This is a genomic window from Streptomyces sp. NPDC006332 (genome assembly GCF_040612855.1).
Lineage (GTDB): Bacteria > Actinomycetota > Actinomycetes > Streptomycetales > Streptomycetaceae > Streptomyces.
This window is the reverse complement of record NZ_JBEXRA010000104.1, coordinates 1-14,917: the sequence shown is the minus strand read 5'-3', so window position 1 is coordinate 14,917 and position 14,917 is coordinate 1. Positions and strand designations below refer to the sequence as shown.

The 14,917-nt window shown below is 71.6% G+C and carries 11 protein-coding genes and 1 pseudogene; 7 read left to right on the top strand and 5 right to left on the bottom strand.

The window, feature by feature from the left end; all coding sequences use genetic code 11:
• Nucleotides 1-91 precede the first annotated feature (91 nt).
• On the bottom strand, nucleotides 92-472 hold the full coding sequence (locus ABZ027_RS42160; RefSeq protein WP_356778236.1) for a hypothetical protein: 381 nt from the start codon (nucleotides 470-472) through the stop codon (nucleotides 92-94).
• 375 nt (nucleotides 473-847) lie between these two features.
• Here ABZ027_RS42160 and ABZ027_RS42155 point away from each other — a divergent pair, with 375 nt between their 5' ends.
• The 4 genes and pseudogenes from ABZ027_RS42155 to ABZ027_RS42140 all read left to right on the top strand — a co-directional run bounded on the left by ABZ027_RS42155 (nucleotide 848) and on the right by ABZ027_RS42140 (nucleotide 2,894).
• A complete protein-coding gene (locus tag ABZ027_RS42155; protein ID WP_356778234.1) occupies nucleotides 848-1,177 on the top strand; it encodes a hypothetical protein in 330 nt (109 codons plus the stop codon).
• 29 nt (nucleotides 1,178-1,206) lie between these two features.
• A pseudogene (locus ABZ027_RS42150) lies at nucleotides 1,207-1,317 on the top strand (DUF1348 domain-containing protein); the annotation flags it as partial.
• 9 nt (nucleotides 1,318-1,326) lie between these two features.
• Entirely contained in the window at nucleotides 1,327-1,854 is a 528-nt protein-coding gene (locus ABZ027_RS42145) for a flavoprotein (protein ID WP_356778232.1), read from the top strand.
• Between the two features lie 71 nt (nucleotides 1,855-1,925).
• The gene (locus ABZ027_RS42140) at nucleotides 1,926-2,894 is read left to right on the top strand and encodes an aldo/keto reductase (protein ID WP_356778230.1); all 969 of its coding nucleotides are present in this window, start codon (nucleotides 1,926-1,928) and stop codon (nucleotides 2,892-2,894) included.
• Nucleotides 2,895-2,933: 39 nt separating this feature from the next.
• Here ABZ027_RS42140 and ABZ027_RS42135 read toward each other — a convergent pair whose 3' ends face one another.
• Nucleotides 2,934-3,752 (bottom strand): phytanoyl-CoA dioxygenase family protein, encoded by an 819-nt coding sequence (locus ABZ027_RS42135; RefSeq protein WP_356778228.1) that lies wholly within the window; start codon nucleotides 3,750-3,752, stop codon nucleotides 2,934-2,936.
• 61 nt (nucleotides 3,753-3,813) lie between these two features.
• On the opposite strand from ABZ027_RS42135, the gene ABZ027_RS42130 reads away from it, so the two are divergent.
• Both ABZ027_RS42130 and ABZ027_RS42125 read left to right on the top strand, forming a co-directional pair.
• On the top strand, nucleotides 3,814-4,743 hold the full coding sequence (locus ABZ027_RS42130; RefSeq protein ID WP_356778226.1) for a helix-turn-helix domain-containing protein: 930 nt from the start codon (nucleotides 3,814-3,816) through the stop codon (nucleotides 4,741-4,743).
• A 405-nt stretch (nucleotides 4,744-5,148) separates the two neighbouring features.
• A complete protein-coding gene (locus ABZ027_RS42125) occupies nucleotides 5,149-7,179 on the top strand; it encodes an RICIN domain-containing protein (protein ID WP_356778224.1) in 2,031 nt (676 codons plus the stop codon).
• Between the two features lie 54 nt (nucleotides 7,180-7,233).
• On the opposite strand, the gene ABZ027_RS42120 is transcribed toward ABZ027_RS42125, so the two are convergent.
• The 3 genes from ABZ027_RS42120 to ABZ027_RS42110 form a co-directional block, all read right to left on the bottom strand.
• Nucleotides 7,234-8,532 carry an SLC13 family permease gene (locus ABZ027_RS42120; protein ID WP_356778222.1) on the bottom strand — a complete coding sequence of 433 codons (1,299 nt, stop codon included), beginning with the start codon at nucleotides 8,530-8,532 and terminating at the stop codon, nucleotides 7,234-7,236.
• A 137-nt stretch (nucleotides 8,533-8,669) separates the two neighbouring features.
• The gene (locus ABZ027_RS42115; RefSeq protein ID WP_356778221.1) at nucleotides 8,670-9,347 is read right to left on the bottom strand and encodes a DUF4232 domain-containing protein; all 678 of its coding nucleotides are present in this window, start codon (nucleotides 9,345-9,347) and stop codon (nucleotides 8,670-8,672) included.
• 220 nt (nucleotides 9,348-9,567) lie between these two features.
• On the bottom strand, nucleotides 9,568-11,952 hold the full coding sequence (locus ABZ027_RS42110; RefSeq protein ID WP_356778219.1) for a SpoIIE family protein phosphatase: 2,385 nt from the start codon (nucleotides 11,950-11,952) through the stop codon (nucleotides 9,568-9,570).
• 624 nt (nucleotides 11,953-12,576) lie between these two features.
• On the opposite strand from ABZ027_RS42110, the gene ABZ027_RS42105 reads away from it, so the two are divergent.
• Nucleotides 12,577-14,820 (top strand): glycoside hydrolase family 9 protein, encoded by a 2,244-nt coding sequence (locus ABZ027_RS42105; protein WP_356778217.1) that lies wholly within the window; start codon nucleotides 12,577-12,579, stop codon nucleotides 14,818-14,820.
• The last annotated feature ends 97 nt before the right edge of the window (nucleotides 14,821-14,917 follow it).

The following is a 14,917-nucleotide window of genomic DNA, read 5'->3' as shown; positions in this document are numbered from 1 at the left end:
CTCCAGAGAGCCGATGAGCCCGCCGCCGATGTCGTCCCCGAACGTGAGGGAGTATCCAGCGGCAACCACCACTGGGGTCAGGACTGCCTGATCAGGGGTTGGCGCAGATCGCGTACACGCTGATGCCGACGCTGGAGTAGCCGTCCTGTCGGCCGAGGGCGATCCAGCCGGTGCCGTCGGGGGTGGGGAAGCTGCCGACCAGTACGGCGCCGTTGCCCTGGGCCTCGGCGCCGCCGCCGATGACCCTCTTGCCCGACGGGCAGTAGAGGGTCCGGCGCTGGAAGTTGGGCACGTTGGCGTTGGGGAGCTGGACGATCTGGTAGCCGTCCACGCCCGCGGCCCGCACCGGCGCCTCGGCCGCGACCGCCTGGCTGTCGGCGGTCTCGCCGGCGGTGGCCTGGGCGGCCCAGCCGACTCCGGACACCAGGGCCAGGGCCAGAACGCCCGCGCCGATCGCCTGCTTGCCTCGCATACGCATGTCCTTCCGTCAGGAGGCCCCGGAGAAGCGGAGTCCTCTCACCGGCCATCGTCACGGCGCTGCTCGGCGAATAGGTAGGAAATCCCCCTAAACGCCACGATGGTGTGGACAGAGGGCAAAGGGGGCTCACTGTCAGGGGGGGGCGCCGTTCGGGCGCGCGGGGGCATGACCAAGTAACCGCCGAAAGAGCGTATTTGACGTCCCCTCATGAACACCTGCACGCTGGCTGTGTCCGGATTGCACCAGCGAAGGATGAGGGGCCAGATGCTCACTACGTCGAATACTCCGGGACGAGTCACCGCTGTCTGTCTCGGGTCGGCTCTCCTGCTTGGCGCTGTCACAGCCACCGAAGCGCAGGCCGAAGACAGGGTGACATGGGCTCACCCCGGTTATTCGAATTCTGGAAACAGCTACGTCAACGCCGGACGTGCCAGTTTCGCGAGCCATGGAGACGCGTTCGGCATCCACGACGACGCCAAGGACGGGTTCGGCCTGGTTCTGGAGGTCCATGCGACCAAGGCCAACGGAACGGCGCTCGACGGCGCCCACTACTACTACCGCGGCGGTGGGACCGCGGACCGGAATTTTCTGGTCAAGGACCTCGAAGAGGGTTCCGAGGTCAAATTCCGCCTCTGTATGGAGAACAACGGCGGTGACACGGAGTTCGCCTGCGGCGACTGGAGTCACACTCCGGCCTGAGCCGGCCCGGCGCCTGGTTCCTATCCAGAATGCCCCGGCGCGAGGCCGGCATCAACGACGTGCCCATCGAGGAGGAGCAGCGGTGCATCCACGGTCCACGGCCCGCTGCCCAGCGGGGGCTGGCCCTGCCGCTTGAGTAGGGTGCGCGGGTGACCGCACAAGCCCGCAAACCCTTCCTCTACGTCGTCGTCTGCGCCGCCGGGATCGCGGCGGACGTCGGCAGGCTGATCACCGCCGCCCAGGATCGGGACTGGGAGGTCGGTGTCATCGCGACGCCCGTCGCCATGAACGGCTTCTTCGACACCGCCGCCGTCGAGGCGCTCACCGGACGACGGATCCGCTCCGCCTGGCGCACCCCCGGCGACCCGCGCCCCTTCCCGCCGCCCGACGCCGTGGTCGTCGCGCCGGCCACCTTCAACACGATCAACAAGTGGGCGGCCGGACTCGCCGACACCCTCGCAGTGGCCACCCTGTGCGAGGCCTACGGCCTGGGCGTCCCGGTCGCGGTACTCCCGTGCGTGGCCGACGCGCTGGCCGCCCATCCCGCCTACCGGGACAGTCTGATACGGCTGCGGAAGATGGACGTGAGGTTCGGTGAGCCGTACTCCGGTGAGGCGGGGGAGGACGGCGGGCGGCCCGACTTCGGGTGGGAACGGGCGCTGCACCTGCTGACCTGAGGGGAACGGTCGTACGCTCCCCTTCGTACCCTCGTACCTTCGTACCCATCCCGACGGCAGGAGCAGCAACGATGCAGTACGTGAAGCTCGGTTCGACGGGCCTGGACGTGTCGCGGATCAGTCTGGGCTGCATGACCTACGGCCTGCCCGACCGCGGCGCGCACGAGTGGACCCTCGACGAGGAGGCGTCGCGTCCGCTCATCCGTCAGGCTCTGGAGGCCGGGATCAACTTCTTCGACACCGCGAACGTCTACTCCGACGGCACCAGCGAGGAGATCGTCGGCAGGGCGCTCGCCGAGTTCGTCCAGCGTGACGACGTGGTGCTCGCCACCAAGGTGAACGGGCGCATGCGGCCCGGACCCAACGGCGCCGGGCTGTCCCGCAAGGCCATCATGACCGAGATCGACCACAGCCTCACCCGGCTCGGCACCGACTACGTCGACCTCTACCAGATCCACCGCTACGACCCGCACACCCCGGTCGAGGAAACCATGGAGGCGCTGCACGACCTGGTGAAGGCGGGCAAGGTCCGCTACATCGGGGCGAGTTCGATGTACGCCTGGCAGTTCTCCAAGATGCAGTACACGGCCGAGCGGCACGGCTGGACAAAATTCGTGTCCATGCAGAACCACTACAACCTCCTCTACCGCGAGGAGGAGCGGGAGATGCTGCCACTCTGCGCGGACCAGGGCGTGAGCACACTGCCGTGGAGCCCGCTCGCCCGCGGGCGCCTGACCCGGGACTGGGGGACGGTGACCGAGCGCAGCGCCAGCGACGACTTCGGCGGCCGGCTCTACCAGGAGGGCGACCGCTCCATCGTCGAGGCCGTCACCCGTATCGCGGACGACCGTGGGGTCCCGCGCGCCCAAGTCGCCCTCGCCTGGCTGTTGCAGCGGGACACGGTGGCCGCCCCGATCGTCGGCGCGGCCAAGCCACGGCACATCGAGGACGCCGTGGCCGCCGTCGAACTCGAACTCAGCGACAAGGAGATCGAGGAGCTCGAACAGCCGTACACGGCACGCCCGATCAGCGGCCACTGAGCCCTGTCTGTCCGCCCCTCCCCGTCGGGCAGAGGGGATTCAGTGCGGACCGTGCGGTGCGAATTCCGTGCCGCACGGGCCCGCGCCCTCGCTCTGCGGCAGCGGTACCCGTTCGCCGCTCATCGACAGCGTGCGGTAGAAGTGCCCGATACGCTCGGTGGAACGCCCCACGTAGTGCCCGATGAACGACCGACGGAACCGGTCGGACGTGCGGTTGGGCTGCGAGCCGTGCACCAGGCTGCCGTTGAAGAACAGCACGTCCCCCGGCCGCATGTCGACCGGCGCGGCCGCGAGCCCCGGCGGCGGGGGCACGTACTCCCGGGCGAACGACAACTCCTCGTCCGCCTCCTCGGGGCAGAACACCTCCATCCGGTGGGTGCGGGGCACGACCTCCAGACCGCCGTTGTCCCGGTCGATCTCGTCGCAGGCGATCCACGCCGCCACACACGTGCCCGGCTCGACCCGCAGGTAGAAGTTGTCCTGGTGCAGCGCCTGCCCCCGGGCCCCCGGCGGCTTGAAGTAGAACATGCTCTGCGCGGCCAGCACCTCCTCGCCGAGCAGCGTCTCCAGCACGGAGCGCAGCCGTGGGTCCAGCAGTACGCTCCGCGCGAGACCGTTGAACTCGTGCGGCTGCATCACCCGCGGATACCGGTGCAGCGGATCCGCCGAGTCCCGGGGCTCGAAGTGCCCCGGCACCCGCCCCGCCGCGTGCAGCGCCGCGAACTCGGCGCACAACCGGTCGATCTCGTCGTACCCGAACAGACCCCGCACCACGGTGAAGCCGTCCTTGGCGAACGCCCGCCGCCCCGCCTCGGGCAGGATGGGCACGTCGGCGGTGCTGTTGTCCGTGACTGTCATTCGTCCGCTCCTCGGTCGGGTGCCGTCGCTTCGACGCTAGGCCGCCGCCCGCCGAAGGGGGATGCTCGTGACCGCTGACGGATTGCCCAGGGCTGCCGCACCCGGTGACCCCGCCCCGCCGCCCGGCCTGGTGGTGGTCGGCCGCTACGACCAGCCCCCGGGGTACGGCGTCAACCGGCCGTCCGGTGCGGACAGCTGGCTCTTCATCTGGACGACCGGCGGACAGGGGCGGCTGAGCCAAGGAGAGACGCGGACGCGGACGGGTGCCGGGGACCTGGTGGTGCTCGCCCCGGGCGTCCGGCACGACTACGGCGTCGCGACGGGCGCCCGGCACTGGCGGTTCTGGTGGGCGCACTGCCGGGCCCGACCGTCCTGGCCGGCCTGGCTGGGTCCGTACGCCACCGGCGACGGCCTGCACGTGATCACCCCGACCCCGGCCACCGTGCACGACCGGATCGACGCCGCGTTCGGCCGGATGCTCTCGGACGCCCGCTGGACGGGCACCGGGGCGCCGCCCGTGACGGAGGACGACCGGGGACAGGTCGCGGTGGCGCACGGCACCGCGGCCCGTGAACTCGCCCTCTGCGCGCTGGAGGAGGTCGTCCTGCTCACCACCGGAGCCGACCGCGCACCGTCACCCCGGCCCGGAGTCGACCCCCGGGTGCGCCGTGCCCAGGAGCTGATCGCGGCCGACCCGGGAGCCCCGCACACCGTCCGCTCGCTCGCCGCCGAGGTGGCGCTGTCCCCCTCCCGGTTCGCGCACCTGTTCTCCGGGCAGCTCGGTCGCTCGCCGATGCGTGAACTGCGCGAGGCGCGGCTGCGGCACGCCGCCCTGCTGCTGGAGGGCACCGACCTGCCCGTGGAACGCGTGGCAGCCGCCTGCGGCTTCGCGAGCCCCTGCCACTTCAACCGGGTCTTCCGCGAGCGCTACGGTCTGCCACCCGGCGGTTACCGGTCGAGTGGCCCAATGGTTTGGACCCGGTCCGCGTAGTCGGCCGGAATCCGCGCTGGATGGGCCGTCCAATGGTTTGAGCGGCCCGCGGTCGACTGGATGTCATTTCCGGATACGGCATCACTGATGCCGGGTCGATCCTTGGCGGCTCCAGGGTTGACACTTCGTCAAATCCCTTCGACGCGCACGCAATGCACAAAACCGCGTGATCTCTTGTTACAACTCAGTGGCCTGTGCAAAGGTGTGCGAGGTCGACGCACGGACACCCATGTCTCCTCTGTGCGTACGAGGCCGCTCCCGTTCGCTCCCCACCGCTTCAAAAGAGCCGTCATGGCGGGCGTACGATATCCGAACCTTGTGCGGATTGACCCCGTCGCTCAGCCGACGGCACCGCATACCCGTTGGTATGGAATTTGTGCAGTTTGTCCTCGGAGGAATGCCGCAGTGAATAGCGCAGGGCCGTCGAATTCCCCGACTCCCGCTCGCCCGAGCGATGCCACGGACGAGCAGCTGAGCGCCGAGCTCAAGAAGTGGAGTGGGGCGACACCCGCGCTGCAACCCGTCGGCGAACTCCTCGACCGGCACTGGGAAGCGGCCTTCGCCTACGCCAGGCTGTGCACCGACGGCCCGCGTCCGGCGGGCATGCTCACCACCGCCGCGTTCACCCGGCTCTTCGGGGAATCCCTGCGCCAGACCGGGCCGAGCTCCGCCTGGCGGCCCCACCTCTTGGTCACCGTGCGCCGGATCGCGGCGGAATGGGACACCGACCACAGACGTGAACAGCTGCACCCGGAACTGAGAACCGACGGCAGCGGTGACATGATCGCCGCCCGCATGCTGCCGCCCGCGAACCGCCGGATGCTGTCCGGGGCGTTCCAGCGGCTGCCCCAGTCGGCCCGCTGCCTGCTCTGGCACACCGAGGTCGAGGCGGAACCGCTCGTCATACCCGCCGCGCTGCTCGGCCTCGACGAGGAGGGTGCGCACGTCGAACTGCGGCGGGCCCGTGAGCGGTTGCGCGAGGAATGCCTCCAGGTCCACCGTGAGCTCGCCCCCGAGCAGGAGTGCCGGCACTATCTGCGGCTGCTGGACGTGACCTACCGTCGTCGCGGCGTCGACGTGGACGCCGATCTGCGTGCGCACCTGGGGTGGTGCATGCACTGCCGGGACACCGCGGACCAACTGCACCAGTTCAACGAGGGCCTCGGCGTCGCGCTCGCCGAAGCGGTACTCCCCTGGGGCGCCCAGGCCTACGTGGAGTCACGCGCGCGCGTGCACGCCGTCCCGGACGGGACGATGACGCCGCCCGCGCCGGTCCCGGACGCGTTCTTCGGCGCGAGGCCCCACACCCCCACCCCGGAACCCGCGTTCGCGGGCGAGAACTTCGCGCCCTTCGCGCCCGCTGCCGCGCCCTTGACGCCCGCTCCCGTGCCCTCCCCTCCGGAGACCGGCGACCGCACGGGCAGCCGTGCCGGCACCCGGGCCCGCTCGCGGAGCGCCTCGCGCGGGTCGTCCGCCCACAAGTCACCCCGTCGCGCCTCCCGCCGCCGTGCTTCGCGCCGCAATCTCACCGCGGCCGTCCTCACCGTCAGTGGGCTGGTCGTCCTGCCGCTGGTCCTGTGGTCGTCACTCGGCTCCTCGGACGGTACTCCGCAGGCCGACGACCTCTCCGCCGAGCCCGGCACCGGGTCGGGCAACTCGACGTCCGACCCGTCCTGGGTCGAAGCCGGCGACGCGCAGCAGGGCACCGTGCACGGGCGGCTGCACAACGTCACGTCCGGCCTCTGTGTCGGCCTCGTCGGCGGAGAGGCCGTAGCGGGCGCGGAGACCGCCCTCACCACCTGCTCCTCGGACCGGGGCCAGCAGTGGTCGTACGAACCCGAAGGTCTGCTGCGCAGCGCGGACGACCCCGACCTGTGCATGGACTCCCACCTCGGCCACTCGGTGGTGCTGGCCCCCTGCGCGGCCGCTGCCACGTCCGACAGCAAGAACATCCGCTACGACTTCACCCTCCAGGGCGCCCTCGTCCCCCGCTGGGACCAGGACCTGGCGCTCACTCCCGCGGCCACCGACGCGTCGGGCGCGCTGGTCCTCAAGAACCGGGACGACAGCAACTCGGCGCAGCGCTGGGTCATCGACACCTCCAAGACCGACCTCCAGATGGAGGCGGTCAACTGGGACGCCGACGCCACCCCCGTGCGGGCGCCCGAGGCCCCGCCCGCCCCCAAGGTGTCGAAGAGCCCGTCACCCACGTCCGCACCCCCGTCCACCCCCGAGGCGACGCCTTCCGCGACCCCGCCGACCTCGCGGGCCACCCCCGCACCGACGCCGTCGTACCCGTATCCCACGGGCGGGGCCGCGGGGAGCGGTGAGTACAGGGGAGGCTACGGCGACGGCTACGGGGGAGGGTACTGGGGTGGCGGGTACGGCGGTTACGGAGGGTACGGCCCGTACTACGGCGCCGGCGCCCGCCGTTGACCGGGCTCCGGACCGGTCAGGTCAGTCCTGTCCTGACCGGTCCCGCCCGTCGGATCAGACCCCGACGACCTGGAGCGACGCCCACAGCGCCACCACCGCGGCTATGAGGGCGGCCGGTACGCAGAGCAGTCCCAGGCGGGTGAACTCGCCCAGCTCGACATCGTGCCCGTGTCCGTGCGCGATGCGCCGCCACAGCAGCGTGGCCAGCGACCCGGCGTAGGTGAGGTTCGGGCCGATGTTCACCCCGAGCAGCACGGCCAGCACCGCGCCGGGCCCGGCCGTCGCGGTCAGCGGCAGCAGGACCAGTACCGCGGGCAGATTGTTGATCAGGTTCGCCAGTACGGCGGCCAGCGCGGCGATGCCGAGCAGCGCGGCGAGACCCGTCCCGCCCGGCAGAGCGTGACGCAGCGCACCGGCGAGGCCGTTGTCGACGACCGCCCGGACCACGATGCCCAGCGCCAGGACGAAGGCCAGGAAGGCGGGCTGCGCCGCCCGTACCACCGAGAGCCAGGTCGCCTGCCGACGCGCGAGGGCCCGGCCGGCCAGCACCAGGGCCCCCGCCAGCGCGGCCCAGGCCGGCTCGACACCGAGGGCCGAGGCCACCACGAACCCGGCCAGCGTGCAGGCGACGGTGACCAGCGCGAACACCGGCAGTTCGGGCTCGTCGGCAGGATCGGCCCCGTGCGTGGTCCGCGTCAGCTCGCGATTGAAGAAGCGCCGGAACACCACGTACTCGGCGAGGATCGCCACCAGCCACGGCAGCGCCATCAGGGCCGCGAACCGGGTGAAGCTCAGCCCGCTCGCCGCGAACGCCAGCAGATTGGTGAGGTTCGAGACCGGCAGCAGCAGCGAGGCGGTGTTCGACAGGTGCGCGCTCGCGTAGGCGTGCGGCTTCGCGGCCACGCCCATCCGGGAGGCCGTGGCGAACACCACCGGTGTCAGCAGCACCACGGTCGCGTCCAGACTGAGGACGGCCGTGATCGCCGACGCCAGCACGAACACCGCCGTCAGCAGCCGCCCCGGCGACCCCGCCGCCCGGCGGGCCATCCACGCCCCGCACGCCTTGAAGAGCCCCTCGACGTCGCAGAAGTGGGCGAGCACCAGCACCGCGGCCAGGAACGCGACCACCGGGCCCAGCCGCTCGGCCTCCTGCCGCGCGTGCTCCAGCGAGATCGCCCCGCCGACGACCGCCGCCCCCGCCGCGGGGACCGCGACCACCGCCTCCGGCCACCCGAAGGGGCGTAGCACCGCCCACGTGAGGACGGCGACGAGCAGGAGGACGGACAGGGTTTCGGCGAGCGGGGTGTTCAGGGTCGATCCTTCGAACGCGATGGGCGGTGGCCGGCCGCCCATGAAAGCAGGCAAGGGTAAGAGCCCTCACGACCACCCCGTGCCGCTCCGCCCGCGACCACCCCGCCCGCGGCCGCCCGTACCGACACCTCCGCGTGCGGTCACCGCCCAAAAGAATGCCTGCCGGTGCCAGCCGCCCGTCACGGTCCGGTGCCGGGACTGAACGGGATCAGACGCACCGACGACTCGTTTCCGGACACGGGCACCTTTCCGCCCCGCCACGGCACCTTCAGGGGGTCCCGCTCGTTCGGCGGCGTCACCAGGAGCGACGCCGGAGTGGCCGCGTGCGCCCCACTGATCTCGGGGTTGGCGAACGACAGCCCCGCCCACGCGCTCTTCCCCGGCGCCAGCGTCACCGTCTCGGGCGTGGCCGAGGACCGTTTCGGGTCCGGCCCCAGCTGCCTGCCGGACTTGTCGAGGAAAGCGGCCCCCGGGTAGCCGCGCACGGTGCAGGTACGGCTGGAGGCGTTGGTCAGGACGATCGGGAAGTTCTCCTGGCCGGCGCCCGGGTCGTTGCGGCCGACGGACGCGCGCAGCTCGGACGTGTGGCAGCGGCCGCTGGCGGCGGCCGGGGAGGCGGCGGACCGGGTGGCGGCCGGCGGGGTGGAGCCACCGTCATCGGGGCTCGGTGTCGAGGTCCTCGCGGTGGAGCCGGTGTCGGTGGGGGCCGCGGAGGGGGTGGCGGCGCCGCTGGTGGTGGAGTCCGACCGCGGAGCGCCCGCCGTGCCGCCGTCGCCGCACGCGGTCAGCAGCCCGAGTACCGCGACCGTTCCGGCGAGCAGGGCCGCTCGCCGAGCGCTTCGGGATGTCTTCGCCATGTCTGCCCACGCTCCCAAAGAGACCTCGCACATGGGGACGGGGACGACCCACGTGCGTACGGTGCGCTGTGCCCCGTCACAGCGGCCCGACACGGACGGGCGTCGAGAAGCTCGCGCGTCGCCCACAACGAATCGTGTCAGCTTCCGACGTGCACGGCCTCCGGGATGGACACGGTCGGTCACCGAGATGGCGCCGTCGTGCTGTCCGGGCGACCTGAGATCAGCCCTCGTCGAGGAGGGGGATCTCCGCCCAGATGGTCTTGCCCTCCTCCGTGTGCCGGCTGCCCCAGCGGTCGGTGAGCTGGGCGACCAGCAGCAGACCGCGTCCGCCCTCGTCCCACGTCTTGGCGCGCCGCAGATGCGGGGCCGTGTGGTTGGTGTCGGACACCTCGCAGATCAGCGTGTTCGCGTCATGGATGAGTCGCAGCCGGACCGGGTGGGCGCCGTACCGGAGGGCGTTCGTGACCAGCTCGCTGACCACGAGCTCGGCGGTGAAAGCCGCGTCGCTCTGGCCCCATCGGGTGAGCTGGTCGACGACCTGCTTGCGGACCGGGGAGACCAGCGCGGGGTCGGACGGGATGTCCCAGGTGGCGACCTGGGAGGCGGGCAGCCCCAGCGTGCGCGCCAGCAGCAGGGCCACGTCGTCGAGGGCGCCGCCCGGCGGAAGCAGCTGGTGCAGTACGCGGTCGCAGGTCTCGTCCAGCGAGCCGGAGTCGGCCGCCAGCGCCTCGCAGAGCAGCGCGTGGCTGGCGTCCACGTCCCGCTCCCGGGTCTCGATCAGGCCGTCGGTGTAGAGGGACAGCACGGTCCCCTCGGGCAGTTCGACCTCCGCGCACTCGAACGGCAGCCCACCCAGTCCCAGCGGTGGCCCAGGGGGCAGATCGATCTCCTCGGGGGTGCCGCCCGGCGCCAGCATCACCGGCGCCGGATGCCCGGCCCTCGCCAGCGTGCAGCACCGGGACACCGGGTCGTACACCGCGTACAGGCAGGTGGCGCCCACCTCGCCGGGGTTGCCGTTGCCGCCCGCCTCCGCGGACAGCCGCGCCACCAGGTCGTCAAGGTGGGTGAGCAGTTCGTCGGGCGCCAGGTCGATGTCCGCGAGGGTGCGCACGGCGGTGCGCAGCCGGCCCATCGTCGCCGACGCCTGGATGCCGTGGCCGATGACGTCCCCGACGACCATCGCGACGCGCATCCCGGACAGCGGGATCACGTCGAACCAGTCGCCGCCCACCCCCGCCCGGGCCGCCGGGAGATACCGGGAGGCCGCTTCCACCGCGGCCGTGCGCGGCAGCGACCGGGGGAGCAGACTGCGCTGGAGGGCGAGGGCGGTCTCCCGCTCGCGGGAGTAACGGCGGGCGTTGTCGATGCAGACCGCTGCCCGGGCCGTGATCTCCTCGGCCAGCAGCACGTCGTCCGGCGTGAACCTTCCCGCGCGCCGAAAGCGGGTGAGGACCGCCACCCCGAGGGTCTGGCCGCGCGCCTGGATCGGTACCGACATCGTGGAGTGGATGCCGTACTGCTGTATGCGCTCCAGCCGTACCTTGTCCCAGGAGAGCCAGTCGGCGAGGTCGTCGGTGTCCGTCGACGCCACGATGGTGTGCCCCGCGACCATGGCGTCGGCCTGCGGGGAGGGAGTGGGGTAGACGTCCAGCTGGCCCGGCTTGGCCACCGCCTCCGGGCTGCCCTGGTTGACCGACTGGTGGGCCGCCCGGCGCAGACTGACCGGCGCGGTCAGCCGGTCGGTGAACGGCTCGCCGCCCGCCTCCGGAGGGTCCAGCAGATCGATGCTGACGAAGTCGGCGAGGGCGGGCACACAGACGTCCGCGAGCTCCTGGGCCGTCTGGGCGACGTCGAGGGTGGTGCCGACCCGGACGCTCGCCTCGTTCACCAGCTGCAGCCGCTCCTGGGCGAGGTACTGATCGGTGAAGTCGTGGGCGGCGACGCACACACCGCACACCCGGCCGGTGTCGTCGGTGATCGGGGCCATCCGGGCCAGCCAGGCGTTGACGTGGCCGTCGTCGCCGATCGGCAGGTACGTGCGGACGTCGTGGCCCTGGCCGGTGGTCAGCACCCGGTGCAGATGCTGCTCGATGTCCAGGCTCTGGGCCCGCCCGCTCATCTCCGCCACCCTGAGCCCTCGCACCCGCTCCTCGGGCAGCCCGAGTATTTCGGCCATGGCGGAGTTCATCCGCCGCAGCCGCAGCCGCTCGTCGTAGATCGCGACCGCGCAGGGGGCCTGGAGGAGCTGGGCCCGCTCCAGGGGGTCGTCCTCGGGCGGGAGCGGCCCGTCGCCGTCCAGCGGGGTCACCACGAGCCACTGTCCCGGCGCGGCGCCCTCGGCGCCCCGGTGGTGGGCGAGCAGCCACACGGTGACCGTCGAGCCGTCACGGTGACGCAGCGTGAGAGTGCCGTCTTCGCGGATGCCCTCCGGCCTGCGTGGCGCGGACCCGTCGGCCAGGAGTTCGGCCGCGGGGCGGCCCACGACCTCCGCCGCGGTGTGGCCCAGGAGCTTGACGGCCCCGTCGTTCCACTCGACGAGCGTACCCGTGGCGTCGATGACCGCCCGCGCGGTGGCGGCATCGTCGTACGGGTAGCCAGGTCTCATCGGCGCCACTCCATCGCGCACACTCTCAGTGAACAGGTGCTTCACATGGGCTCCAGCGTAGTGCGTCGCGCTCTCCCGCGGACGGGAACCCCGATGCGGCGGTCCGATGACCGGACCTCGGTCAAGGCGAAAACCGGCCGATGTGGCCCCTGGGGCAGGAGCGCGTACGCGCCCCCGCGACCGGCCGACTGGTCGGCTGCCGGATCCCTTCCCGCTCACGATCAGTCATGAGCGCTTCCGGGCCCGCCAGTCGTGAGCGACTCCGGGCCCGCCGAAATGCCACGCACCGCAGGGAGATCGCACGGAGATCGCACGGAGACCGCACGGCGACCGCACGAGCCGTCGACACCGCACGAACCGTCGACGCCGCGCGCGGCTCCCGGCTCCGGCTTACGCTGACAGCGCGCACCCCGGGCGGAGTCCCGGTGCGTGCGCGGTGCGCGCCCGAGGCGCGTCAGCAAGTCGAGGTACCGGCGGGCCGAACCGGCTCCGCGTGCGGTCGTCACGGGCCAGTCCGGTCCGGACCGTTGACGGAGTGTCATGCTTCCAACAAGCATGGCTGCGTCCGCATCTGGGAGCGCTCCCATGCGAGCGTCACCCGCACCTCCCCCGAGGAGCCCAGACGTGAAACGACGCAGAACCACCCTGCTGTCCCTGATAGCCCTGCTGGGAGCCGCCCTGGTGGGCCTCCCCGCCCCCGGTGCCGCCGCCGACGAGGTCGAACAGGTCAAGAACGGCACCTTCGACACCACCACCGCTCCCTGGTGGACCACCAGCAACGTCACCGCGGGCCTGTCCGAGGGGCGGCTGTGCGCGGACGTGCCGGGCGGAACCGCCAACCGCTGGGACGCCGCCGTCGGCCAGAACGACATCACCCTGGTGAAGGGGGAGTCGTACCGGTTCTCCCTCACCGCGAACGGTTCGCCCGACGGACACGTCGTCCGCGCGATCGTCGGCCTGTCGGTGGCGCCGTACGACACCTACTTCGAGGTGAGTCCGCAGCTGAGCGTGTCCGGGAACTCGTACTCCTACACGTTCACCGCGCCAGTCGACACCACGCAGGGCCAGGTCGGCCTCCAACTCGGCGGCAGCGCCGACCCGTTCCGCTTCTGCATGGACGACGTGTCCCTGCTGGGCGGGGTGCCGCCCGAGGTGTACGAGCCCGACACCGGACCCCGGGTGCGGGTCAACCAGGTCGCCTATCTGCCCTCCGGGCCGAAGAACGCGACGCTCGTCACCGACGCGACCACGAAGCTGCCCTGGCAGCTGAAGAACTCAGGCGGTGCGGTCGTGGCCCACGGGTGGACCGTCCCGCGCGGCACCGACGCCTCCTCCGGGCAGAACGTCCACTCGATCGACTTCGGCGCCTACAAGAAGCGGGGCACCGGCTTCACCCTGGTCGCCGATGGCGAGACGGGCCGGCCCTTCGACATAGGCAACGGCGCCTACGAGAAGCTGCGCCTGGACGCCGCGAAGTACTACTACACTCAGCGCAGCGGCATCGCGATCCGTGACGACCTGCGCCCGGGCTACGCCCGCCCCGCCGGTCACGTCGACGTCACGCCCAACCAGGGCGACTCGAAGGTGCCGTGCCGGCCGGGCGAGTGCGACTACACGCTCGACGTCACCGGCGGCTGGTACGACGCCGGCGACCACGGCAAGTACGTCGTCAACGGCGGTATCTCCGTCTGGGAGCTGCTGAGCACCTACGAGCGTTCCCTGACGGCCCGCACCGGACAACCCGCCAAGCTGGGCGACGGCTCGCTCGCCATCCCGGAGGGCGGCAACAAGGTCCCGGACATCCTCGACGAGGTCCGCTGGGAACTGGACTTCCTGATGCGGATGCAGGTTCCCGACGGGCAGCCGCTGGCCGGCATGGCCCACCACAAGATGCACGACGCACAGTGGACCGGCCTGCCGCTGCTGCCCAGCGACGACCCGCAGAAGCGCGAACTGCACCAGCCGAGCACCCAGGCGACCCTGAACCTGGCCGCGACGGCCGCACAGGCGGCCCGCCTGTACCGGCCCTACGACCGGGAGTTCGCCGCGCGGGCCCTCGCCGCCGCCCGCAAGGCCTGGGCCGCCGCGCTCGCCCACCCCGCGATGTACGCCGACCCGAACGACGGCATCGGCGGCGGAAGCTACGCGGACTCCGACGCGACCGACGAGTTCTACTGGGCGGCCGCCGAGCTGTACCTGACCACGGGGGAGAAGACGTTCGCCGACCACGTGCTCGCCTCGCCGGTCCACACGGCCGACATCTTCGGCCCCATCGGCTACGACTGGGCCCGTACGGCCGCGGCGGCCCGCCTCGACCTCGCGACCGTGCCCAGCGGACTGCCCGGCCGGGACAAGGTGCGCCAGTCGGTGATCAAGGGCGCCGACCGCTACCTCACCACCCTGAAGGCACAGCCGTACGGCATGCCCTACGCCCCCGCCGACAACCTGTACGACTGGGGCTCCAACCACCAGATCCTGCACAACGCGGTCGTCATCGCCACCGCCTACGACATCAGCGGCGCCTCGAAATACCGGGACGGAGCCGTCCAGAGCATGGACTACCTCCTCGGCCGCAACGCGCTGAACATGTCGTACGTGACCGGCTACGGCGAGGTCAACTCCCACAATCAGCACAGCCGTTGGTACGCCCACCAGCTCGACCCGAGCATGCCGGCCCCGCCGGTCGGGACCCTTGCGGGCGGCCCGAACTCGTCCATCCAGGACCCCTACGCACAGAGCAAACTCCAGGGCTGCGTCGGCCAGTTCTGCTACATCGACGACATCCAGTCCTGGTCGACCAACGAGCACACGATCAACTGGAACTCCGCCCTGACCCGGATGGCCTCCTTCGTCGCGGATCAGGCCTGACGGCCCCACGTCGATGTCGTTCTGCGCGATCGACAGCAGCCCGAAGTACGACGCGGAACCCGGCAACAGCGGCCCGATCGCCGCGGTCGTGTAGGGC

Excerpts from the sequence above, each read along its gene's own strand:
- ABZ027_RS42120 (WP_356778222.1), bottom strand. The coding sequence starts at position 8,532 with ATGGGCGGCCGGCCACCGCCCATCGCGTTCGAAGGATCGACCCTGAAC.
- ABZ027_RS42130 (WP_356778226.1), top strand. The coding sequence starts at position 3,814 with ATGCTCGTGACCGCTGACGGATTGCCCAGGGCTGCCGCACCCGGTGAC.
- ABZ027_RS42160 (WP_356778236.1), bottom strand. The coding sequence starts at position 472 with ATGCGAGGCAAGCAGGCGATCGGCGCGGGCGTTCTGGCCCTGGCCCTG.
- ABZ027_RS42115 (WP_356778221.1), bottom strand. The coding sequence starts at position 9,347 with ATGGCGAAGACATCCCGAAGCGCTCGGCGAGCGGCCCTGCTCGCCGGA.
- ABZ027_RS42140 (WP_356778230.1), top strand. The coding sequence starts at position 1,926 with ATGCAGTACGTGAAGCTCGGTTCGACGGGCCTGGACGTGTCGCGGATC.
- ABZ027_RS42135 (WP_356778228.1), bottom strand. The coding sequence starts at position 3,752 with ATGACAGTCACGGACAACAGCACCGCCGACGTGCCCATCCTGCCCGAG.
- ABZ027_RS42110 (WP_356778219.1), bottom strand. The coding sequence starts at position 11,952 with ATGAGACCTGGCTACCCGTACGACGATGCCGCCACCGCGCGGGCGGTC.